This is a genomic window from uncultured Tyzzerella sp., from assembly GCF_963558545.1.
GTDB lineage: Bacteria > Bacillota > Clostridia > Lachnospirales > CAG-274 > Tyzzerella.
In genome coordinates this window covers 1-22,932 of sequence record NZ_CAUWHO010000018.1, presented here as the reverse complement: position 1 = coordinate 22,932, position 22,932 = coordinate 1, and the positions used below count along the sequence as shown (strand labels likewise).

Sequence of the window (22,932 nt, the reverse complement as noted above, 5' to 3'; positions counted from 1 at the left end):
TATCCCTCCTATATTAAAACTGCTCTAAAAATTTAATATCATTTTCAAAAAGTAACCTTAAATCTGTAATTGCATATTTTTGCATAGTTACCCTTTCAAGCCCCATACCAAAGGCAAAGCCACTGTATTCTTTAGGGTCTATCCCTGCCATTTCAAGCACCTTAGGGTGTACCATACCACAGCCTAAAAGCTCTATCCAACCACTGTTTTTACATACTCTACAACCAGAACCTCCACAAGCAAAACAAGATGCGTCCATTTCTGCACTAGGCTCTGTAAATGGAAAATGATGTGGCCTAAATCTTACTTTTGTATCTTCTCCTAAAAGCTCTTTTGCAAATACAGTTAAAGCACCTTTTAAATCTCCCATTGTTATATTTTTATCTATAACAAGCCCCTCTAATTGATGAAAAACAGGAGAATGTGTAGCATCTACCTCATCTGAACGATAAACTCTACCTGGAGCAATTATTTTTATAGGCATATCTTTGCTTTCCATAGCACGAACTTGTACAGGCGATGTTTGTGTTCTAAGAACAAAATCTCCAATACCATTTACATAAAAAGTATCTTGTTCATCTCTTGCAGGGTGATTTTTAGGTATATTTAAAGCCTCAAAATTATAATAAGCTGTTTCTACCTCTGGACCTTCTGCTATTTCATATCCCATACCTATAAATATATTTTTAATGTCATCTATAACCTTTGTCATAGGGTGCTTATTACCTATTTTTTTAGTTTTTGCTGGCATTGTAACATCAATTTTTTCAGCCTTTAGTTTAATTTCTTGCTGTTTAGCTAATAAAGATTTTTTAATATTATCTATCTTTTCTTCAATAGATGTTCTTACATCATTAGCAAGCTGCCCTATTATAGGTCGCTCCTCTGAAGATAAAGAGCCCATACCTTTTAATATATTTGTAAGCTCGCCTTTTTTACCAAGTATTTCTACCCTTATTTCTTCTAATAATTTTAAATCACTTGTTTTATTAAGTTTTTCTATTGTTACTTCTTTAATTTGTGATAATTTTTCTTTCATTTTTTTACTCCTTTCAAAATTTTAAAATCAATTTTTAAATACACAATTAGCAAAAATTAATACATAAACAAGTATATAATTTTAGCTTAAAATATAAATAATACCTTAATCATAAAAAAGCTCCCGTCCCAAAAGGGACGAAAGCTTTTTTCCGCGGTACCACCCAAATTTGCAAAAATATTTGCACACTCTTAGACTTAACGTGCCTTAGCCGTATCTCCCTAATAAGAAAAACCGTTCAAAAGATATACTCCAGCGTGAACTTCTATATTACTTTATCTTAAAGATGCTTACAGCCAAGGCATCTTCTCTCTAAAAGAACCATAATATATACTTTCGCTTTCATAGTATTTAAAATATAAATAATTATAACATATTAGTAAATGTTGTCAAGCATTTTATTATTACATAAATAATATTATTCTAAAGTGTAAAGCATAGGCTATATTTAACATTATATTTATAAATTTTTAGTTTTACAAATTACACTACATAAAAATTATATTTTTTCAAAATGTAGTCTTAAAAGTCTAGCAAAATTAAAAAGTACAAAGCCAATAATTGCAGTAGTAACATATATTTGTATACCCTCTAGTTGTTTAAATATATTAGCTATATTTTCATACCCTGTACTATTTAAATATCCTATCATTTTTTGTGTAGCCACCGTACCTATTGCCATTGGGAAAGTAAGCCCTGCAAAAGCAGGTGTAAAAGCATAAGAAAAAAACTTAGGCAACATAACTAAAACATAAACTAGAGATAACAATACACAAATATATAAAACCCAAACTAAAATCATATTAGGATTTTTTATTATGTTAATATAAGATACTATGCAAAGACTACAAGGACCTAAAAGTATAGCTGTCCCGTGTTGCATTGTATCTTTTATTTCAAACTTTAGAAGACGCCAAATCATAAAAGGTAGTATTAAAAAATAAATACATATTCCATAATAAACAATAAATGTTAAAAATTTATCTGCATTCATACTAGCACCCACTACACTACTAACCATTATACCGTTATAAGTAACAAACCACGTTGGTAAAAATGTATTTATATCACGAGATTTTATAAAATGTAAATAAGTAAATACAAAAATATGAATAGAATGAAAAATAATAGCAATTACCCATATTATTTTACCAAAAGTATTAAAATAATCATAAAAGTATGCCCCTATAACCATTGCTACCATACATATACCAGGATACAAACTACAAGTAACTGGATTTTTATATTCTTCTTTTACAACACTTGGGTGTAATATAATTTTTACTATATAAGATACTACTACTATTATAGCAAAAAATGTATTTAAGTGCCTTATAAAACTAAAGCCTAAACCATTGTATATATTAGATAAAGTACAAGCACCTAACATACAAGGCACAATAGGTAAAGGTATATGTTTTGTCTTTTGAAGTATAGTTTTAATTTTAATCAAATCCTTTCTATTAAGCATCATTTAACAAATATTATATCTATATTTTATCTTTTAAATAGTTTATTTTAAAGTTACAACTCGTATTATAAGTAAAAACTTATATTTTGTTTTTTTAATAATTTTATTTATTTATTACTAAAATCTTTTATAATATTATCTACAAAATTATAAATTTATTATATTTTTATAATTATTTTATAATACAAAAAAATAAACTAGTAATATTTTTATACTACTAGTTTATTTTTAAATAAAATTTTTTATTTAGCTGTTAAAGCAGCCATAGTTATATAGTTATAAGGTTGGTTGAAGTGTGGTAAGAAGAAAATATCTAATAATTTTAATTTATCAATAGTAACTCCTTCTTGGATAGCTAAAGAGAACATATGGATACCCATAGAAATATCTTCTCTAGAAGCCATTTGAGCACCTAAAATAACTCTTGTATTTTTATCATAAACAATTCTTAATTTTACTTTTTCATTTTTATGTTCAATAAATGCTGGTTTTTGTAAATCTTCAAATTCTGTTGTAATAGCATCGTATCCATTAGCTTTAGCTTTTTCTAAAGTAAGACCAGTAGATACCATATTAAGTCCCCAAATGCTTATACCATTAGAACCTTGTACACCAATACTTTGAATGTCTGTACCACAAGCATTATGAGCTGCTACAACACCAGAACGTACTGCATTTGTAGCAAGTGCTATATAGTTTGTATCTTTGATAGAGTTGTCGTATACAGTAGCACAATCACCTATTGCATATACATCTTTTATGCTAGTTTCTTGTCTTTTGTTAACAATGTATGCACCGTTTCTAAATAATTCTAAAGAATCTTTACCAAGTTCATTGTTTGGTCTAAACCCAATACAAAGAACAACCATATCTGTTTTATATTCATTTTTGTCTGTAACAATAGCTTCTACTTTACCGTTACCTACAATTTTACTAACCATTTCGTTAAATACAACTTGCACACCGTTTTGTTTTAAGTTTTCTGTCATCATTTCAGTAAAATCTCTGTCATAGTATCCAGAAAGACAAGTGTCTGCACAATCTATCATTGTGATTTCTCTACCATTTCTTTTAAACGCCTCTGCAAGTTCAACACCAATGTAACCAGCACCAACAACAGTAACGTGTTTGATGCTATCATCTTTTAATTTTTCTATAACTTCAGCAGCATTTTGGTATAATTTAACAAATTGTACATTTTCAAGCTCCATACCTTCAATTCTTGGTGTAATAGGTAAAGAACCAGTAGCTAAAATAACTTTATCGTAAGTTTCTTCTATTTTATTACCATCTTTATCTGTTGCACATATTTTTTTGTTATCATAATCTATACAGTCAACTTTTGTTTCCATATAGATTTTAGCGCCTTTTCCAGTTAATATTTCTTTATTAGAATAGAATAATCCTTCTGCACCAGCTATTTGTTTACCAATCCAAAGAGCCATACCACAACCTAAAAAGCTTATGTTGTTGTTAGCATCAAATACTACTACCTCTTTATCTTTATAGTTATCAAGTATTGTATTTATACAAGCTGTTCCAGCGTGGTTAGCACCAACTACAACTATTTTTTCCATAATAATTTCCTCCAAAAACAATTATTTTGTACATATATGACAATATTATACTATATTACAAGTAATTATACAATAACCATTATTAAATAAATTTTAACAATTTTTAATAATTATTATCAGTAATTTTTTGTCAATATATACATTATATATTTAGGATAATTTTTTCCATTTATTTAATATAAACATCTAACATTTATTTATTAAAATGCACTCTATGGGAATCGAACCCATACCCTTTGGTCCGGAGCCAAAAGCTCTATCCTTTTAAGCTAAGAGTACATATGTATATATTTTATATTATTAATATTTTTTAGTCAACTAATTACTATTTTTTAGAATAAAAAAGTAAAATTTTGACTATATTAATATTATTAAAGTCATCGTATTAATATAAATATTATGGAGGTAAATAAATGGAAAGTTTGTTATTATTAAAAAAAGGAAAAAATCTATTAAAAACAACAAATGCTTTAGATAGCGAAGCTACAGAAATTATATATTTTTTACAAGATATTAAAATTAAACTAGAATATGCAGAAATGTGCCTAAACTTTACAAGTGATGATACATTAATAGATAGTATTATATATGAAATAATATCATTACAAAAAAGATACGATTACTTTTTAAAGCTTAGTAAGAAAAAAGAAATTGTTATAAATTTTCCTCAAATACTACAAAAATTCCCTGCTTCATAGGAGGTTATTATGTCATCAGATAATTTTATTTATATAATATTAGGTCTACTTTTTATTACTTTATTACTTTCTAATAAATCTTTATTAAAATGTTTGTTTAGTACACTACTATCTATAACTATTATTTTTATCGCTAATATTATGCTAAAATCAACTGGTGTTTATGTAAATATAAACCTATTTACAGGCATTTTCTCTGGTATTTTAGGTATACCAGGAATAATTTGCCTTTACATATTACAAATATTATTATAAAATACAAAACATAAGAAAAACTTTATGAGGTACTAATAATGAATTTAATTTTTTTATCAAACTTTGATAAGTATTTATTAAATAATGACTTTTTTAAAATAGAAAACAAAACGTCAAATAATGATATTTACTTTAAAAATATAGGTACTAATGGATATTTAATTATACCTATGTTAAATGATACTCCTAAATATACAGATATATTTAGTGTTATAGAACAAAATGCTAACTATTTACTAAAAAGATTTAACTTAAATAAAATTTTCTTAGTAAAAATCTTAGTAGGCGAACATTTTTTAAACGATGATTTAGATTATTTAAATTGTGAGCTAAATCTGGATAATAAAGTTATAAACATTGTATGGGGGGTAAATTTAATAACTAAAAAATTAATAATAAAATCTAACCAACCTACAAAACTTTTAAACATAGAAAAATATATAAATCTTTCTATAGACAATAATGTAAAAAATATAAAATGTAAAAATAAAAAGTATATCTTATCAAAAAATACATATTTTACATATGCTCTAGTTTTTGTCATCACTCTTATACATATTGTTATAGGTATATCTACTATTTTTAATAGAGATTATATTATATATAAATATGGTGTATCACCTAGTATTTTAAAAGATAAAGAATATTATAGGCTTATAACCTTTTTATTTATACATTCAGATTTAACACATTTAATATCTAATATTTTAAGCTTATATATATTTGGAACAAGAATGGAAAAATACCTGGGTAAAACAATCTTTTTATTAACATTTATACTAGGTGGGCTTTTTAGTGGTATTTTTAGTACAATATTTACAAAAAATTACTCCGTTGGGGCTAGTGGGGCTATATTTGCAATAGAAAGTGCTATACTATATTTTAGTACTAAAGAAAAAATTACACTTGATGGTTTAGATTATTATACTATTGCGATATTTTCAATAGTTAGTATATTGATTAGCTTTCCAATCCCTAATATAGACAACGCTGGCCATATAGGTGGATTTTTAATGGGTATTATTATTTGCTTTTTATATTACAATTTATACTATAAAAGAATAAAAAATAGTAGGTTATATTAACATAACCTACTATTTTTTATTCTTTTATTTAAACTATAACCTATACTTTATATCCCGACTCTTTTGCTATTTCTACTAAATTTTTAATTGTTTCTATTGAAACTTTTTTTCCTTTATATTCTAGTAAATCTGCCATATTATTATCAAAAATATCTCCTGGCTGATATTTTCTAAGTATAACTTTATCGTCTTCTACAAAAATTTCTAAAGCGTCTTTATATCCTAAATTAAAATTTTCTCTCAATTCTTTTGGCAGTACTATTCTTCCAAGTTCATCTAATTGTCTAACAATCCCCGTAGATTTCATTTTAACCCTCCTAAGCTATTTATAATCAAATATTTTACCACTTCTTTGTTTACTATATATTAATATATTTTTATCTATATGTCAATATTATACATTTTTCTACATTTTTTTACATTTATTGGTAAGATATATACTTAAATAAAGATTTTTATTAGCAAGCTTGGTTATTGTCTATATAATTTAAAATAACACTTGCTACAAATTTTCTTTTACCCAATTGTCCATTTTCTTCTGGTAAAACAAATTTAATATTAGTAAGCTTTACATCTTCACATACAATGCTACTATGTGCTGGTACGCGTATCACTTTCATTCCTCGCTTAGTTTCTAAGCCTTGGTCATCTACCTCATTTAAAGTAATAGCTACTGCAACCCTTTTATTTGGACAAATATTTTTAATAGTTAAGCTAAGCTCTAATATACGGCCTAAATCGCTTAATGTATAATTACCTAAATCATATTCTATATATTCCTGACAACCATTAAAAGTTATATTTCTAGGTGTAGGGCAAGGATTTACAGGTATTACTTGTGTACAGTTTATAGTTATTTCTGGATTTGCAAAATTAGCAATATTACCCTCATTATCTGTATATTGTATCGTTTTATTAACTGGAAAAACGCCTGATGAATTTCCTACATATTCTACTCTAAATTTTAAAGATGTACCTTCATTAGATGTTTTACCAAGCTCTGGTATTGTCCATTTTAATACATTATTATTTATTAAAGTAGCATTTCCACTAGTAGGCGATAAAACTTCTACTATATTAAATTCTTCATTTAAAAATTCTTCTATAACAATATTGGTAGCACCTGGCTTAGATATATTTACTGCAAGGTTTTCAAATATTTGTTTTAAATCTTCTGGGTTTGGAGCAATACTAACGTGAGTACTATCTGGGTCTGTTGCCCAATCATTTAATGCATCTGCATCTATATCTGAGCCTAATCCTATACAGTAAACAATGATTCCCTCATCTCTTGCAGCTTTTGCTTCTAAACTTGGGTCTGACCCTACTGTTGTATTTCCATCTGTAAACATAACAATTACTTTATTATTTTGTGACTGTGGGTCAAACAATTCTCTAGCTTTTTTAAAGGCATCTGAGTGGTTTGTATTACCTCCAGCTCCTAAAGCATCAATAGCCAAGTTTAAATCTGCAACACTAGTTGTAAGAGGCAAATCTTTTGTAGCTATTGTAGAAAAACTTACCATACCTATTTTGCTACAATTACCTATTTCTCCTTGTGTTCCATCTGTTGATTTTGCAATAATATCTATAAATGATTTTGCACCTAATTTAGCCTCTTCTAATGGTACTCCTCCCATACTGCTAGACCTATCTAGCATTAAAACAATATCTGCTGGGTTGCTTTTAATATCTGGAGATGCAGATAAAGAAAGTGTTACAAAAAAATCTTCTCCACACTCAATTGTATTTTTATCTATTACTTTATTAGAAATATTTAATCCCATAAAAACTCTCCTTTTAATATTATTAAGGACATTGTTTGTCCTAATAATATAGTATTAAATATGTAAATTTTTGTTACATATATTTTATATATTTAAGTTAATAAATAGTTATAATAAAGCCTATTAGCTATAAAATATATCTCTTATAATCCTTTAAATATAGCCTTAAAAATATTGTTGAATTTGCTTAAAAAAAATATGGAAAAACAAAAAAAAATTTAACTAAATTAATACATATATATCTTGATTTATACAAAAATATATTATATAATATGAATTTAATATACTTTTACCAATTAATTTAATATGTTATTTAGGGGTGAATACTTAATGAACACTGAATGGAATAATTTTGTTGGTGGTAGCTGGCAAAAAGAAGTTAACGTAAGAGACTTTATCCAAAGAAACTACACACCTTATGAAGGTGATGATAGCTTCTTAGTTGGTCCTACTCAAAATACTACTGAGCTTTGGGCACAAGTTATGGACCTTACAAAGCAAGAGCGTGAAGCTGGTGGTGTTTTAGATATGGATACAAAAGTTGTATCTACTATAACATCTCACGATGCTGGTTATTTAGATAAAGATAAAGAAACTATTGTTGGTTTCCAAACAGAAAAGCCTTTTAAACGTTCTTTACAGCCTTATGGTGGTATAAGAATGGCTGAAAGCTCTTGTGCTGCTTATGGATATACTGTAGACCCAGAAATTAGCGAATTTTTCACTACTCACAGAAAAACTCATAATGCTGGTGTTTTTGATGCTTACACTGACGAAATGAAAGCTTGTCGTTCAAGCAAAATCATTACTGGTCTTCCAGATGCTTATGGCCGTGGCCGTATCATTGGAGATTACAGAAGAGTTGCTTTATACGGTGTAGATAGACTTATCGAAGATAAACAAGCTCAAAAACGTTCTACTGGTGTTATAATGTGTGCAGATATTATTCGTGATAGAGAAGAATTATCTGAACAAATTAGAGCTCTTGGAGAACTTAAAAAATTAGGTGAAATATATGGTTTTGATATTTCAAGACCTGCAAGTGATGTTAAAGAAGCTATCCAATGGATGTACCTTGCTTACTTAGCAGCTATTAAAGAACAAAACGGTGCTGCTATGTCTCTTGGCCGTACATCTACATTTATTGATATATATGCAGAAAGAGATTTAAAAGCTGGTAAATATACTGAAGAGCAAATACAAGAATTTGTTGACCATTTCATTATGAAATTAAGACTTGTTAAATTTGCTCGTACTCCAGAATATAACCAATTATTCTCTGGTGACCCTACTTGGGTAACAGAATCTATTGCTGGTATTGGCTTAGATGGTAGACCTCTTGTTACAAAAATGTCATTTAGATATTTACACACTCTTAATAACTTAGGTACTGCTCCAGAACCAAACTTAACTGTTCTTTGGTCTGTAAAATTACCAGAAGGCTTTAAAAGATTCTGTGCTAAAACTTCTATCGCATCATCTTCTATCCAATATGAAAATGATGACCTTATGAGGATTACTCACGGTGATGACTATGCCATCGCTTGTTGTGTATCTTCTATGAGAGTTGGTAAAGAAATGCAATTCTTTGGTGCTCGTGCCAACCTCGCTAAATGTTTACTTTACGCTATCAACGGTGGTGTTGATGAAATTAAGAAAACTCAAATTGGTCCTAAATTTAGACCTATTACTGACGAATATTTAACATATGATGAAGTTATGCCAAGATATAAAGATATGATGAAATGGCTTGCTAGTGTTTATGTAAATACATTAAATGTTATTCATTATATGCACGATAAATACTGCTATGAAAGACTTCAAATGGCATTACACGATAGACACGTTACACGTTGGTTTGCAACTGGTATAGCTGGTCTTTCAGTTGTGGCAGACTCATTATCTGCTATAAAATATGCTAAAGTTAAGGCTATTAGAGATGAAAATGGTATTGCTGTTGACTACGAAGTTGAAGGTGATTTCCCTAAATATGGTAACAATGATGATAGAGTAGATAGTATTGCTGTTGAGCTTGTTCATACATTTATGGAATATGTAAGAATGAACCAAACTTATAGAGAAGGTATCCCTACTACATCTATCTTAACTATTACATCAAACGTTGTTTATGGTAAAGCTACTGGTTCTACTCCTTGTGGTAGAAAAGCTGGCGAACCTTTTGCTCCTGGTGCTAACCCAATGCACGGTCGTGATAGCCACGGTGCTGTTGCAAGTTTAGCTTCTGTTGCAAAATTACCATTTATGGACGCTCAAGATGGTATATCTAATACATTCTCTATTATACCTGGTGCTCTTGGTAAAGAAGACCAAGTATTTGTTGGAGATTTAGATATAGAGCTTGATAAATAATTAGCCTAGAAGGTGTTATTATGGATAATGATAAAAGAATTGATGATATAATTGCTATGCTTGATAAATTTATTACTAAAGATGGTGGCCATATGAATATTGAAGTAAATGGCAATGATATTAATTCAAAAAAAGTTGATATAGCCAATAGCTCAGATTGTTGTTCTGGCAATATGGCTTGTAGAGTACCCACTCTGTTTGAAGGTGTAGAAGAAGATAAATAATTATTAACTTTATTTAATAAGTATTTATTATTAAATGGGATATAATAAGTAAGATATAATTTTAAAATTATATCCCATTTATATTAATTTTGTTAGCTAATAAATTTTATATATAGCTAAATTTTGAGTGTTTACACTCAACTAATAAAAATTTTATATAATTTAGGAGGATTTTATTATGTCAAATAGTCAACAAGTAGATAATTTAGTAGCAATGTTAGATGGATATGCTGAGCACGGTGGACACCACCTTAACGTAAACGTTTTCTCTAAAGAAACTTTATTAGATGCTCAAGCTCATCCTGAAAAATATCCACAATTAACAATCCGTGTTTCTGGTTACGCTGTAAACTTTATCAAACTTACTAAAGAACAACAAGACGACGTAATCAACAGAACATTCCATAAAGCGATGTAATTATGGAAGGCTATATTCACTCTACAGAAAGCTTTGGTACAGTAGATGGACCTGGTGTTAGATTTGTTGTATTTACACAAGGTTGCCCACTACGTTGTCTTTATTGCCACAATCCTGATACTTGGGAGGTTAATAAAAGTACAAAAAAAATGACTGCAGATGAAATACTAGCTCAATATGATTTAACAAAAAGTTATTATAAAGATGGAGGTCTTACCGTTACAGGCGGTGAGCCTCTTCTTCAAATTGATTTTGTAACTGAACTTTTTGAAAAGGCTAAAGCCAAAAATATTCATACTTGCTTAGATACCTCAGGAATTGTTTTTGACCAAAGTAACGAAAAAATAATAGAAAAAATGGATAAACTTTTATCTGTTACAGATTTAATCCTTTTAGATTTAAAGCATATAAATAATGAAGAACATAAAAAACTATGCTCTCTACCTAATACAAATGTTTTAAATTTTGCTAAATATTTAAGCGATAAAAACCAACCTATTTGGGTTAGACACGTTGTTGTAGACGGGTATACATTTAATGAAAAATATTTATATGAACTAGGCCTTTTTATAGGTGAGCTTAAAAATGTTAAAGCTTTAGATGTTTTACCTTATCACGAAATGGGCGAGGTAAAATATGAGAGCATTGGCGTAGAATATCCTTTAAAAGGTACACCTGCCCTTAAAAAAGATGATGCTATAAAAGCTAGAGAAATTATCCTAAAAGGAATAAAAGATAAAAGAAATGAGCTAAAAGCTGTATAAATCAATTTTTTGAATACTTTGTATTCAAAACAGATATTCCTATTAATTTTACCAATAAAAGTTAATACAAAAACCCGTATATAATTTTTACTTTAAAAATATAGGTAATATCTTAATATAATTAAAAAAGCTAATATACTATGTATATTAGCTTTTTTAATTATATTAATAAGTTTTATTTTCTTAACCCTAAAGTAATTATTTCTTTTTTACCAAGTTTAATATCATTGCTTAATTGTCTTATTTCTTTTTCTTCTAATAAATCTAATTCAAAAATATTCATATCTGTATTTATTTGTAAATTAGCATCATCTGTTGCAAGGTTAAACCATCTAGTAACAATATATTTACTATCATAGCTTAATTTAAGAGCAGAGTTAGCTACTTCTAAATGACTTGTATCTAATAACTGATACCCACTATTAAGAGTACCTTCTTGTAAACAAGTTTGTGCATAAGTCCAATCTATTTGGTACTGATAAGCTAATTTGTAAGATTTATAAACATCTTTATCTTTACTATGAGGAATAATAGCAAATTCTACTTGTCTTTCCCCTAAACATTGTGCTTCTGGTGTTAAGAATACACCCCAGTCACCAAGCTCTCTTGTACCCCTATGGATAGTAACAGCAATAGTATTTTTACCATCTCTTAATATTTCATATTCATTTAAGCCTTTATTAGCAATAGTTAATCCACATTCATCTGTATGAACATTAATAAATGCTTGTTGATGTTGGGCATTGCAAGGATTTTCCCAAGCCTTATCTGGTGTATTATCTCTTTTTGCTACTTCAAATATAGAATCTGCATAATGATGTGGAGTATCTAAGTTAGTTTCAAATAAAACTCTTATTCTATGGTCTAATGCTTGATTATTAAAGTTAGCTACTGCCTTAATAACTGGATTTGATTTTTCAAATGTATATTTCACAGTTATAACTTGTTCTATTAACTCATCTACCCTCTGAGCTTTTCTATTTTTAAACTCTACAAGGTCTTGTATTTCTTTATCTAAAGTTTCATTAGCTTTTTTAGGAACTTTCATTGTATGTGTAACGCCTACAACAACTCTATAAGGCTCATTTTCTATTATTTCTACTTTAGCATTTACACCTTTTGTAGTAATTGGTTTTTCTCCCACTGGCATAAAATAAATATATTCGTTACCTATATCGCCACAATCTTCAAATACACCTAAGCTATTCCAATTTTTGTTATTAGCTTTATCTAAAAGGTTAAAGCTACCATCTTCATTAAAGTTTACCTCATAGAAAGGTGTGTCTATTTTATTATTTTCTTTAACCATATATTGGTTACTAGGTTTGTTTTGTTGGTTAGGTATAAGTGCAAAACTTTCAAAACTAAATGATTTCATATCTGTAACTTCTAAAGTTACTTTAACTCTTTTTGCAATATATGGGTCCCTAAATTTATCTTTTGGTAAATCATAGTTAAAGTAGTTAGGTATAACCTCTACTTTTGCATTTACTTCTTCTCCATTAGCATTTACAACTTTATAAGTAGGTAATTCCATATCATTTAACTCTTTAATTATAGCAGGGAAACCTTCTTTAAAGTATTTTTTAACTACTTCTACATCTATTTCTACAACACCAGAACGTTTGTCAGCACTTGTATTTGTAACAATAAATGGTATAGCATCTTTACTTATATTTTCAAAATTTTTAGTGTTAACTTTAGATTTTAAGTAAGCAAGGCTTTCATCTATTATATGCTTGGCTACATTTTCAGCCTTTTCAAATCTTGTTACCATTTCTCTATGAACGTCATCAACGCTACAACCACAAATACTGTCGTGTGGGTGATTTTCCATTAAAAGTTTCCAACCATATTTAAATAAATGATGTGGATATTCTTTGCCATTAGCATAAGCCATAGTAGCTAAAGGCTCTGCTACTTTTTCAAATAACATTTGGCATTTAGCATTCATTTGTTTTATATATATACGAGAAGATGCAGTATTTGCAAGTGTATACCAACCATTTGTTTGTTGGCTTCTAAGCTCCCCTGTAATAGTTGCCATATCTTCTCTTAGCTCTGTATTTAAAGCTTTAATATAATCTTCAAAATTAGAGTGTATAAACTCTACATCTGGATATACTTTTTTGGCTGTTTCTATAGCTTTAGATAAATCTGTTTGCACTGGTTGGTGGTCACAACCGTTCATAAATAATAAATGAGATGTACTAGCATACCTAGATGCCTCTTCTAATTTTTTAGCCCAATATTCTTTAGCTTCTTCCTCATCTGTTGGAACGTGTATACCATTACTATACCAGTTTGCAAAAAGTATACCTAAAACAGATGACCCATCTTCTGATTTCCAATACATTTCAGAATATGGAGATTCATAAGTATCGCTATCTCCAACTTGATTGTTAAATCCTGTTGGCTTAACACCTCTACCAAAAACAGCTGTGTCTATCCCTGCTTTTTTAAGCATTTGAGGTGCTTGTCCCATATTACCAAAGGAATCTGGAAAATATCCTACTTTACATACCTCTCCGTATTCTCTAGCTAATTGATGTCCTATTTGCATATTTCTAACATTTGCTTCACTGCTTGTTAAAAACTCATCTTGTAAAATAAACCAAGGGCCAACGTGTATTCTTTTTTCTTGTATTAATTTTTTTAACCTATCTTTATTTTCTGGTCTAACTTGTAAGTAGTCTTCTATTAATAAAGTTTGCCCATCTAAATGGAAACTTTTATAATCCTTATCATTTTCCAATGTATCTATTAATGTATCAAAAAATTCTATTAATAACATATGATGTTTTTCATATGGTAAATACCACTCTCTGTCCCAATGACTATGTGAAATAATGTGTGCCTTTTTCATATTTTACCTCCTATTTATATCTTTATTTTATAAAAATAGACTATATCTATCTTTAGGTATATTATATAAAAATATCAATTTTATGTCAAATAAATAATATCTTTCTTAAACACAAAGTATAATAAGTTATAATTTAGTTTTAACCAAAAATAGCCCAATTATTATATAAATAATAATTGGGCTATTTTTATTAATATCAATTAAGATATAACTTATATTTTTAAAGAAAAAATTATATACAGGTGTTTGTATTAATTTTTAGGAATAAAAATATATAGGTATATCTGTTTTTGAATATAAAGTATTCAAAAAATTGATTATTAAGAATATTTTTTAGTTATATCTATCATTTGTTGCCATTTATTTTCCATATCCAAAACAAGTTTAAACTGTGTTCTAGCTCTATCTAAATTATGTCCTTCTCTACTTATTTTAAAGTATGTATCTCCTTGTAAATAATCTGTTAGAAACCTTATGCCACACTCTAAAGTCATTAATTTAGACCCCATAGGTAGCATTTCTTTTTCTTTGTCTGTAAGTTTACCTTTTGTTCCTTCTATAAAACCTTTAGTATATGCTTCAAAAAGCTCCATACTACATTCTACTTTAGATAAATCTTTCTCATCTTCTAAAGCAGTACTTGCACCAAACCTTATAGAATCTCCAAAATCATTTAAAACTGTACCTGGCATAACTGTGTCTAAATCTATAACACATATAGCTTTTTTTGTTTTAGTATCTATCAAAATGTTGTTAAGCTTTGTATCGTTATGTGTAACTCTAAGAGGTATTTCATTTTTATTTAATAAATCGCATATAATATGACAATCTTTTTCTCTATCTAAAACAAAGTCTATTTCATCTTTAACATCTTTTACTCTACCAACAACATCATTTTTTATTGCCTCTTTTAATTTATCTAGCCTATCTACTGTATTATGAAAATTTGGAATAGTTTCGTAAAGCGTATTTGCTGGAAAATCTGATAAAAGCATCTGGAAATTACCAAAAGCAACTGCACTTTCATAAAAATCTTGTACATTTTCTACCAAATCATATGTAATAGTATCTTCTACAAAATTATAAACTCGCCAATAATCTCCTTCATCACTTTTGTAGTAATTTTTTCCATCTCTTGTTTTTATAATACTTAATGTTTCTCTTTCTACATCTCCACTATTTTCTAATATTTTCTTTTTAAGATGAGATGTAACATTAAAAACATTTTCCATTAATTCATCTACATTTTTAAATATATTTGTATTTATTCTTTGTAAAATGTATCTTTTTATTATATTATTATCTAGTCTATATTCAATACAAAAAGTATCATTAATATGTCCTTTTTCTAAAGTGCTTTTTCCTATTATTTCACCTTGTAAGTCAAATTGTTTTATAACTAATTCTACTTTCTCTTTTATATCCATATTATCCTCCATAGCTAAATGGTATCTACATTTACTTTTATAATAAATATATGATTTTGTTTATTTTTATAACACTAAACTATGTATTTAACTTATATAATACCATTATAACCTATAATTGTCAATACATACCCTTTTATTAATTGCTATTGTTAAAAAATAATAACTATTCCTTTTATATCCATTTAATACTTTATATTTCAGTATTATTATTTTAATAATTGCAAACAATATTCCCATAATACAAAAAATAAAATTAATTTATACTTAAAGGAGATATATATATGAAATTTAATAAATTATTACCTATATTTTTTATTTTAGCAGGTTTATCAATTACAGGTTGTGGTAATAGTAATGATAATTCTAATTCTAATACCTCAGAACCTACAACAAATTCATCTATATCTAATAATATAAATGGTGTATTTGATGGATATCAATACAACTCTAGAGATTACAATCTAGATAATAATACCTATGATAGAAATTATTCTAACGGATATAAAAAATCTAGTAATAATAGATTTGGCGATGGTATGAAAGGTGCTGAAAATATAAGAGGCAACGAAAATAAAAACACTGAGGGAAAAATATCCTCAGATGTTGACAATATATATAATAAAGAAAAAAATATGTACAACAATATAAAAAATGATATTAAAGATAGTATTAGAAATTAAAAAAGTAGGCTAAATGCCTACTTTTTTTACACCCCCAGTTGGAATCGAACCAGCAACTAGCCCTTAGGAGGGGCTTGTTATATCCATTTAACTATGAGGGCTAATATATTTAAATTATAATTTAAATATATTTAAATGTCAAATAATTTTTTTATATCTTTTACATTTACATTTAATACTGCTTCTTTATTTTCATTAGTTATTTGTTCAAACACTTCTTTTCTGTAAACAGGTATACTCTTTGGTGCTTTTATACCTATCTTTACTTGGTCCTTGCAAATATCTATTATAACTATTTCTATGTTATTATCTATAATTATAGAATCGCCTTTTTTTCTGCTTAATGCCAACATATTATTCACCACCGCTTTCATTAGAGTGATTTTTTAATAGTTCTTTATAAATATAATATTTTATTGGATATTCTTCATTACTACATATAAACTGATTAGCCTTATTATTATCTGCATTTATAACTACTGGTGCTTTTAAGTTTATAGTCATATTTTTAACATCATTTGGTATATGTGCTATACAATAAACCATCAAACTATCCTCTGTATCATTATCTAGTTTATCAAAACTTTCTATTTCTACAATAGGATTATAGTCTGGTAAAAATCTAAATACATCAAATAAAGTAAATACTATATCTAAATCTTCTATAGATTGTAACCAACAAAACGGGCTATTTTCATCTTCATCTGTCATAAATAAAAATTTTTTTAAATTTTCAAATCCTGGTAACCCATTTTCAAAATATATGACTTTATCGTCATTTATATCTATTTCTCCAAAAATTTTTGTTTTTATTTTCATATATACACCTTCTAAAAATTATTTTATATATGGATTTAATAATAGGCTTTCATATCTATTATTTAATTTATTAAATATAATATGCCTTTTAAACTAAAAATAAAATTTTTAGTTATATATAATTTTATTTAAAAATATTGTCCTTTTATCATAGATAAAAGGACAATGTAACTATCTTAAATAATCTGCTAATGTTATTTGTGTAATTTTCATACCTATATTTAATGAAGCTGTATAAGCTGCATTTGCTGTATTAAAATTCATCATAACTTCTGCTATATTTACATCTTCATTTTGGCTCATAACCGTTTTATAATTTAATTTATCATCTTCTAATCTAGTTTGTACAAGTTCAACACGTTTAGAACGTATCCCTATATCTGTTTCTTGTGTAGATAACTTAGATTGGTAATCTTCTATAGATTTTATAGTTTGTTCCATCATTCCTCTAATATCATTAGCAGGGTCTTTTTCCCAAGCTAATTTTTGGTCTTCCGGCATATTAGAATATGCTGGAGAGTTTAAAAAGTCTAAAATTCTATCAAATTGTGTTTGCCCATTAGGCGCTATTCCACCTCTTAACGAATTAAAATCTGCTTGTGTATATACATCTGTTGCAAGAGAATTTATACTTACTGTTATGCCTGCACCAACCTGTATCTCTATATGTTGCCCTGCTATAGAATCTATAGGTGGTACAGCATTAGGGTCTCCATATACCTCTTTATTCAATACATTTTTACCAGTAGCAGGGTCTTTTACTATCGGCTTTTTATCTGTTCTAAAACCAGAAAATATATTTCTTCCCATATAATCGGTATTAAGCTCTTGTTCTAACTGCTCTAGTAAAGAAGAATATTCTGTTAATATTTTTTTTCTATCCTCTAATGTATATGTAGCATTGGCCCCTTGAGTCATTAAGCCTTTCATATCCGTTAATATTTTGTTAATATTACCAAAAACTACTTCTGTTGAATCTATCCAAGATGTAGCATCAGAAGCATTTTTTGCATATTGTTCTGCTTCAGAAAGCATTGTTCTAAATTTTAAAGAACGGCTAGCTATAATAGGGTCATCAGAAGGAACTTGTATTTTTTTACCTGTTGCCCCTTGAGTGTTATATCTGTCTAATAAAGATAAATTTCTATTAATATTAGTTAACAATCTATTAGACATCATTCCATTTGTTACTCTCATATTTTAACCTCCTAAACTCCAAGTCCATTTATTGTTGTATTGTATATTTCGTTAATAACATTTATAAGTTTTGATGATACTTGGTATAAATGTTGGTACATAACAAGATTTGACATTTCTTCATTTATGCTAACAGCAGAAACTTGTTTTCTTTGGTTATCTATAGATTGTGTAACATCTGTGTAAAAAGATGTAAAGTTTTTAGCTTGTTTAGTATCTATGCCAAGTGTTGCAGATATTGCATTAACAAACTGGTATGCTCCACCTTCTGCAAATAAAGATACATTATCTTTAAGATTTAAAAACCCAAGTACAACCTTGTTATTACTTTCTTGCGTACTATCTGGTGAGTTTGACATTGCAAGCTTTTTAGGGTCTTCTTTTATAGCATCAGATACTGCAAAATTAAATACATCCATATTATCATAGTCGGCCTTATTCATAGTAGTAACTGTTTTACCTGTTGTAGAATCAATCATACTAAATAAAAGACCTCCTCTATCCCCATTCATATCAAATCCATCTTGATGGCCTATAACACCTTCTAATGCAGCGTCATCTGAAAGTCTTTTCCCTGTGTTCATAGCATATGCTATTGTTCTTACAAATTCATTTAATTTACCTATATAATAAGGTATACCTTTATAGTTTCCACCAGGTCCGCCACTATCTCCATCACGCAAGTCTAATATTCCTTTTAGCTCTCCAGTAAGAGTTTTTAAGTTTAAATCATCTCCATTTGACCATTTAACATCATAAAGTCCTGGTGGGTCATTAGGGTGTATAGGTTGTGTTCCTATTCTTCTAACACATTCTAATTTTCTAGACTCATTATGGTTTACAAATTCGCTACCATTTAATAATACAACATATTTATCTCCAAGTTCTCTACCACTATTATCAGAATATTCCTTAACTTCTACATTTGCATATTTAGATAGTTCGTCTATTAAAAGAGCCCTTTGGTCCCTAAGCTCATTAGCTGTATTACCATCTAACTCATATTTGTATATTTGCTCATTAAGGCTAGAAATTTGTGTACCTATAGAATTAATACGCTCAACAAGTGAATACACATCATCATTTAAATCTATTTGTTGTTGTCTTAACTTTGTAGCGTGGTTTCTAATATTAGTAACCAATGTATCAGCTGTATTAATAACAGATTGTCTATACTCTAAGCTATCAGCTGTAAAAGCTAAATCTGATATAGATTTAAAAAAGTCGTTTACATTATTAGTTAACCCTGTTTTAGATATCTCACTAAGAGATGCTTCCATAAGGCTTAATTGAGATTGCTTTTGGCTATATTCCCCAAGTGTACTCATTTGTGGCCAATATTTTTGGTCCAAATAAACATCTCTATGTTGTCCTATACCGTAAACAACTGTACCTGTCCCAACCTGACCTACACCGCTATATCTATCTAAAGGTATACCTGCTTTTTGTTTTATATATTGTCTAGAATATCCAGGAGTAGCAACATTTGCTGTATTATGTGATGTTAATTCTAATCCTGCTCTAGCTGCAAAAAGTCCTGATGTAGCTATATTAAATTCAAAAAAAGATGAGCCCATATTTTACCTCCTATTATATTCCTACTCTACCTGTTCCATTTATTACCTTATCCATCATACCATCTATTACATTTATAATTTTAGCTGCAGAATTATATGCGTGTTGAAACTTAAGCATATTACTTAACTCTTCATCTAAAGAAACTCCTGATATAGTAACTCTTTTGTTTTGAGCAAGGTCTATTACACCTAGCTTAGATTCTAACTTTTCTCTATCTTCTTGTATCTTAACAGCAAAATCTGTTATAATTTTTTTGTAATACCCATCTATAGAAGCACCTTCTAAATTACCTCTTTCTTTTTTCCATTCGTTTAAGATATCAAGTACTATTGAATTATCGCCTACATCTCCAGCTTTTGTAGAAAATCCTAATTTATTATACCCATCTGCCTCTAATAGTGCTGGATTTATTTTTAAGTTATCAAGAGTATATAATGTAGCATAATTACCTGGTGTTTCATTTCCTACTGCACCAGATTTTCTAACAAATATTTCTACCCCTTTATTACCATCTAACCCAAAACCATTTTTAGTTTTTTCATTTAATAAAGTCACCATCTCGTGTACCAAAGTATCAATTTTCTTTTGAACATTCGGTATAGAAAAATTCCCAATTTGGTCATCTTTCATATCAAAATTTCCTATAACTTCACCTCTAGAAACTAATAAACCCTTTAAAGAACCTTTTGTACTAGAAGAATTAGTCCCCAAATCTTCTTGTGCTAAATTAGGAAAAAGTGGTGTAGATGTATCACTAGCTGGTAATATGTCTTTACTACTAGTAAAAACAGGCTCTACAAAAGGATAATCCCCATTGCAATATTTAAGGCCTATTTTTTGTTGTATATTTCCAACTAATAGCTCATTTCCTTGGAATAATATATCCATTCTAGTAGCACCACCATTACCTACGGGTGTTTCCTTAATTTCAATATCTATATAACCACTAAGCTCGTCTAACAAATTATTTCTAGCATCTCTTAAATCATTAGCTCTGCTTCCATCTGCCTCTATTTGTTCTATACTCTTGTTTAATTCTGCTATTTGAGAAGTTAAATTATTTATAGTTTCTACTTCCTTTTTTACTTGTTGATTTAAATTTAACTGGTACTCAAATAAACTTTTATTAATATCTTGCATTTTATTTAAAAGCGTTACACAACTTTGAATAAATGAAGACCTTGTTTCTATAGCGCCTGGGTCCTTGCTTATTTCATTAAGAGAGTTCCAAACATCTGCTATAACATCTTGAGCTTTATATTCACTTTGAAGCTCTCCTATAATGTTATTTATTTCTTCTCCAGCTGTATATTTTTTATAATAATACCCTCCAAAGCTATTTTCTTCACGAAAAGCCTTGTCATAAAATTTATTTCTTAATTGTCTTATTTGAGCAACATTTGTTCCAAGACCAGCTTGCATTTTTAAACTACCAACAGGACTTGACCCTAAATTTCTATAAGAAAAATCATTTTGTATAGCTTGTTGTCTTGTGTACCCTATTACGCTAGAGTTAGACACATTATGACCTGTTACAGATAATCCTGCTTGTGCTGCTCTAAGCCCACTTAACCCTACACTAATACTAGACATAGATGCCATAATTTTATCTCCTTTTTGTTTATTTTATTGTTTAGCATCAAACATTTTTTTATCTGACACATTTATCTCATTGCCTAAAGAATCATAATAAGTAGGTACATTTCCACCAGCTCTAATGATATTCATAGAAAAATCAACATAATCCATAGATATTTTTATTAGTTCTTGGTTTTGGTCATTTAAAGCTTTTAATTTTGGTAAAACTTCTAATAATTTTTCTCTAATTTCTGTAAGTTCCTTTTCTCCTTCTTGACCTTTCATAATATCTATAATGTCTTTTAAAGATAAATTTTCATTTTTTCCTAAAACAACCGATATATCTTTAAAGATATCTATTCTTTTTTTATCTAATCTCTGATTTCTTCCTACCAATATATTTTCTTCTTTTAAAAATTCTTGTAAATTAGATATATTATTTTCTATAATAGCAACTTTCTTTTTAGATGCAATCTCTAATAAAGACTGATATATATTATTTTGTTCTGTAAGAGTTTCTGTAAGTTCTTTTATAAGACTTGCCAAAATATCACCTCTTTTATTTTAAAAGCTTATTAGCTATATCTTCAGCAGAAACATTGTAATTACCTTGTTCCATTTTTTTTATTATACTATTAACTTTTTCTTCTCTCAAATCTGGGGTATTAGATACTGCTTTTAAAACAGTTTGAAAATCTCTAGCTTTATCGGATACAACAAAAGAATCATTAGCTTTTTTTGTCGTTTCTAATTTTTTATCTTTTATCTTCGATTTGCTATATACATTAGTTGTATTAAATAAATTTGTTATTTTCATATAATAAATCCTCCTTTTAATAATATATATCCTTCATTTTATACTTAATATAAAATTCTTATTTTATTATATATCGTATGTATGTATAAAAATATTAATAGCTTTTTATATTTTTTATAATCTATATTTAATAATTAATAAATATTAATTTTTATATAAAATAATCACAAACCTTGAAATTACAAAGTTCGATAAAAATACACAAAGTATAAAATTTTATATAAAAATATAATTCTAAAACTAATATAGACTTATAAACAAAAAATACTTAATAAAGTT

Annotated in this window: 22 protein-coding genes, 2 tRNA genes and 1 other annotated feature; of the genes, 8 read left to right on the top strand and 16 right to left on the bottom strand. The window is 28.0% G+C overall.

The window, feature by feature from the left end; all coding sequences use genetic code 11:
• Positions 1-13 precede the first annotated feature (13 nt).
• The 4 genes from R5Z65_RS04370 to R5Z65_RS04355 all read right to left on the bottom strand — a co-directional run bounded on the left by R5Z65_RS04370 (position 14) and on the right by R5Z65_RS04355 (position 4,366).
• Positions 14-1,039: a phenylalanine--tRNA ligase subunit alpha gene (locus R5Z65_RS04370; RefSeq protein WP_317367293.1), complete on the bottom strand. Its 1,026-nt coding sequence runs from the start codon at positions 1,037-1,039 to the stop codon at positions 14-16.
• A 130-nt stretch (positions 1,040-1,169) separates the two neighbouring features.
• Positions 1,170-1,394 (bottom strand) — a binding site (T-box leader).
• Between the two features lie 144 nt (positions 1,395-1,538).
• Positions 1,539-2,492, bottom strand: coding sequence for a TDT family transporter (locus R5Z65_RS04365; protein WP_317367292.1), 954 nt, complete (start codon positions 2,490-2,492; stop codon positions 1,539-1,541).
• Between the two features lie 260 nt (positions 2,493-2,752).
• The gene (gene nox / locus R5Z65_RS04360) at positions 2,753-4,087 is read right to left on the bottom strand and encodes a H2O-forming NADH oxidase (protein ID WP_317367291.1); all 1,335 of its coding nucleotides are present in this window, start codon (positions 4,085-4,087) and stop codon (positions 2,753-2,755) included.
• Positions 4,088-4,293: 206 nt separating this feature from the next.
• Positions 4,294-4,366 (bottom strand) — tRNA-Arg (locus R5Z65_RS04355).
• A gap of 134 nt (positions 4,367-4,500) precedes the next feature.
• Between R5Z65_RS04355 and R5Z65_RS04350 the strand changes: the two genes are divergently transcribed.
• The 3 genes from R5Z65_RS04350 to R5Z65_RS04340 are packed head-to-tail and all read left to right on the top strand — an operon-like array spanning position 4,501 to position 6,125.
• Positions 4,501-4,785, top strand: a complete 285-nt coding sequence (locus R5Z65_RS04350; RefSeq protein WP_317367290.1) for a DUF2508 family protein — start codon at positions 4,501-4,503, stop codon at positions 4,783-4,785.
• 9 nt (positions 4,786-4,794) lie between these two features.
• The gene (locus tag R5Z65_RS04345) at positions 4,795-5,040 is read left to right on the top strand and encodes a pro-sigmaK processing inhibitor BofA family protein (RefSeq protein WP_317367289.1); all 246 of its coding nucleotides are present in this window, start codon (positions 4,795-4,797) and stop codon (positions 5,038-5,040) included.
• A gap of 38 nt (positions 5,041-5,078) precedes the next feature.
• Complete coding sequence (locus R5Z65_RS04340; protein ID WP_317367287.1) at positions 5,079-6,125, top strand: rhomboid family intramembrane serine protease; 1,047 nt, start codon at positions 5,079-5,081, stop codon at positions 6,123-6,125.
• 40 nt (positions 6,126-6,165) lie between these two features.
• On the opposite strand, the gene R5Z65_RS04335 is transcribed toward R5Z65_RS04340, so the two are convergent.
• Positions 6,166-6,432 (bottom strand): AbrB/MazE/SpoVT family DNA-binding domain-containing protein, encoded by a 267-nt coding sequence (locus R5Z65_RS04335; protein ID WP_317367286.1) that lies wholly within the window; start codon positions 6,430-6,432, stop codon positions 6,166-6,168.
• Between the two features lie 151 nt (positions 6,433-6,583).
• Complete coding sequence (locus R5Z65_RS04330; RefSeq protein ID WP_317367285.1) at positions 6,584-7,912, bottom strand: vWA domain-containing protein; 1,329 nt, start codon at positions 7,910-7,912, stop codon at positions 6,584-6,586.
• A gap of 330 nt (positions 7,913-8,242) precedes the next feature.
• Between R5Z65_RS04330 and pflB the strand changes: the two genes are divergently transcribed.
• From pflB to pflA, 4 genes are all read left to right on the top strand, one after another.
• A complete protein-coding gene (gene pflB, locus R5Z65_RS04325) occupies positions 8,243-10,282 on the top strand; it encodes a formate C-acetyltransferase (protein ID WP_317367284.1) in 2,040 nt (679 codons plus the stop codon).
• 20 nt (positions 10,283-10,302) lie between these two features.
• Entirely contained in the window at positions 10,303-10,506 is a 204-nt protein-coding gene (locus tag R5Z65_RS04320) for a hypothetical protein (RefSeq protein WP_317367283.1), read from the top strand.
• A 178-nt stretch (positions 10,507-10,684) separates the two neighbouring features.
• Positions 10,685-10,924 (top strand): autonomous glycyl radical cofactor GrcA3, encoded by a 240-nt coding sequence (grcA3, locus tag R5Z65_RS04315; protein ID WP_317367282.1) that lies wholly within the window; start codon positions 10,685-10,687, stop codon positions 10,922-10,924.
• 2 nt (positions 10,925-10,926) lie between these two features.
• Positions 10,927-11,688, top strand: coding sequence for a pyruvate formate-lyase-activating protein (pflA, locus tag R5Z65_RS04310; protein WP_317367281.1), 762 nt, complete (start codon positions 10,927-10,929; stop codon positions 11,686-11,688).
• A 175-nt stretch (positions 11,689-11,863) separates the two neighbouring features.
• On the opposite strand, the gene R5Z65_RS04305 is transcribed toward pflA, so the two are convergent.
• Positions 11,864-14,554: an alpha-mannosidase gene (locus R5Z65_RS04305; RefSeq protein WP_317367280.1), complete on the bottom strand. Its 2,691-nt coding sequence runs from the start codon at positions 14,552-14,554 to the stop codon at positions 11,864-11,866.
• Between the two features lie 320 nt (positions 14,555-14,874).
• Positions 14,875-15,981, bottom strand: coding sequence for an aminoglycoside phosphotransferase family protein (locus tag R5Z65_RS04300; protein WP_317367279.1), 1,107 nt, complete (start codon positions 15,979-15,981; stop codon positions 14,875-14,877).
• A gap of 284 nt (positions 15,982-16,265) precedes the next feature.
• On the opposite strand from R5Z65_RS04300, the gene R5Z65_RS04295 reads away from it, so the two are divergent.
• On the top strand, positions 16,266-16,664 hold the full coding sequence (locus tag R5Z65_RS04295) for a hypothetical protein (protein WP_317367278.1): 399 nt from the start codon (positions 16,266-16,268) through the stop codon (positions 16,662-16,664).
• Positions 16,665-16,693: 29 nt separating this feature from the next.
• Here the strand turns inward: R5Z65_RS04295 and R5Z65_RS04290 are convergent.
• From R5Z65_RS04290 to flgM, 8 genes are all read right to left on the bottom strand, one after another.
• Positions 16,694-16,765 (bottom strand) — tRNA-Arg (locus tag R5Z65_RS04290).
• Positions 16,766-16,795: 30 nt separating this feature from the next.
• Complete coding sequence (csrA, locus tag R5Z65_RS04285) at positions 16,796-17,017, bottom strand: carbon storage regulator CsrA (protein WP_317367277.1); 222 nt, start codon at positions 17,015-17,017, stop codon at positions 16,796-16,798.
• Position 17,018: 1 nt separating this feature from the next.
• Positions 17,019-17,483, bottom strand: coding sequence for a flagellar assembly protein FliW (locus R5Z65_RS04280; RefSeq protein WP_317367276.1), 465 nt, complete (start codon positions 17,481-17,483; stop codon positions 17,019-17,021).
• Positions 17,484-17,654: 171 nt separating this feature from the next.
• Positions 17,655-18,680, bottom strand: a complete 1,026-nt coding sequence (gene flgL / locus R5Z65_RS04275) for a flagellar hook-associated protein FlgL (protein ID WP_317367275.1) — start codon at positions 18,678-18,680, stop codon at positions 17,655-17,657.
• Between the two features lie 11 nt (positions 18,681-18,691).
• Positions 18,692-20,257, bottom strand: a complete 1,566-nt coding sequence (gene flgK / locus R5Z65_RS04270; protein WP_317367274.1) for a flagellar hook-associated protein FlgK — start codon at positions 20,255-20,257, stop codon at positions 18,692-18,694.
• 13 nt (positions 20,258-20,270) lie between these two features.
• Positions 20,271-21,860 (bottom strand): flagellar hook-associated protein FlgK, encoded by a 1,590-nt coding sequence (gene flgK / locus R5Z65_RS04265; protein ID WP_317367273.1) that lies wholly within the window; start codon positions 21,858-21,860, stop codon positions 20,271-20,273.
• Positions 21,861-21,884: 24 nt separating this feature from the next.
• Entirely contained in the window at positions 21,885-22,382 is a 498-nt protein-coding gene (locus R5Z65_RS04260) for a flagellar protein FlgN (RefSeq protein ID WP_317367272.1), read from the bottom strand.
• Positions 22,383-22,395: 13 nt separating this feature from the next.
• The gene (flgM, locus tag R5Z65_RS04255) at positions 22,396-22,653 is read right to left on the bottom strand and encodes a flagellar biosynthesis anti-sigma factor FlgM (RefSeq protein ID WP_317367271.1); all 258 of its coding nucleotides are present in this window, start codon (positions 22,651-22,653) and stop codon (positions 22,396-22,398) included.
• Between the last annotated feature and the right edge of the window lie 279 nt (positions 22,654-22,932).

Bases quoted from the DNA above. Each gene is read 5' to 3' on its own strand.
- R5Z65_RS04370 (WP_317367293.1), bottom strand. From the start codon at position 1,039: ATGAAAGAAAAATTATCACAAATTAAAGAAGTAACAATAGAAAAACTT.
- nox (WP_317367291.1), bottom strand. From the start codon at position 4,087: ATGGAAAAAATAGTTGTAGTTGGTGCTAACCACGCTGGAACAGCTTGT.
- R5Z65_RS04350 (WP_317367290.1), top strand. From the start codon at position 4,501: ATGGAAAGTTTGTTATTATTAAAAAAAGGAAAAAATCTATTAAAAACA.
- R5Z65_RS04345 (WP_317367289.1), top strand. From the start codon at position 4,795: ATGTCATCAGATAATTTTATTTATATAATATTAGGTCTACTTTTTATT.
- R5Z65_RS04340 (WP_317367287.1), top strand. From the start codon at position 5,079: ATGAATTTAATTTTTTTATCAAACTTTGATAAGTATTTATTAAATAAT.
- R5Z65_RS04335 (WP_317367286.1), bottom strand. From the start codon at position 6,432: ATGAAATCTACGGGGATTGTTAGACAATTAGATGAACTTGGAAGAATA.
- R5Z65_RS04330 (WP_317367285.1), bottom strand. From the start codon at position 7,912: ATGGGATTAAATATTTCTAATAAAGTAATAGATAAAAATACAATTGAG.
- pflB (WP_317367284.1), top strand. From the start codon at position 8,243: ATGAACACTGAATGGAATAATTTTGTTGGTGGTAGCTGGCAAAAAGAA.
- R5Z65_RS04320 (WP_317367283.1), top strand. From the start codon at position 10,303: ATGGATAATGATAAAAGAATTGATGATATAATTGCTATGCTTGATAAA.
- grcA3 (WP_317367282.1), top strand. From the start codon at position 10,685: ATGTCAAATAGTCAACAAGTAGATAATTTAGTAGCAATGTTAGATGGA.
- pflA (WP_317367281.1), top strand. From the start codon at position 10,927: ATGGAAGGCTATATTCACTCTACAGAAAGCTTTGGTACAGTAGATGGA.
- R5Z65_RS04305 (WP_317367280.1), bottom strand. From the start codon at position 14,554: ATGAAAAAGGCACACATTATTTCACATAGTCATTGGGACAGAGAGTGG.
- R5Z65_RS04300 (WP_317367279.1), bottom strand. From the start codon at position 15,981: ATGGATATAAAAGAGAAAGTAGAATTAGTTATAAAACAATTTGACTTA.
- R5Z65_RS04295 (WP_317367278.1), top strand. From the start codon at position 16,266: ATGAAATTTAATAAATTATTACCTATATTTTTTATTTTAGCAGGTTTA.
- csrA (WP_317367277.1), bottom strand. From the start codon at position 17,017: ATGTTGGCATTAAGCAGAAAAAAAGGCGATTCTATAATTATAGATAAT.
- R5Z65_RS04280 (WP_317367276.1), bottom strand. From the start codon at position 17,483: ATGAAAATAAAAACAAAAATTTTTGGAGAAATAGATATAAATGACGAT.
- flgL (WP_317367275.1), bottom strand. From the start codon at position 18,680: ATGAGAGTAACAAATGGAATGATGTCTAATAGATTGTTAACTAATATT.
- flgK (WP_317367274.1), bottom strand. From the start codon at position 20,257: ATGGGCTCATCTTTTTTTGAATTTAATATAGCTACATCAGGACTTTTT.
- flgK (WP_317367273.1), bottom strand. From the start codon at position 21,860: ATGGCATCTATGTCTAGTATTAGTGTAGGGTTAAGTGGGCTTAGAGCA.
- flgM (WP_317367271.1), bottom strand. From the start codon at position 22,653: ATGAAAATAACAAATTTATTTAATACAACTAATGTATATAGCAAATCG.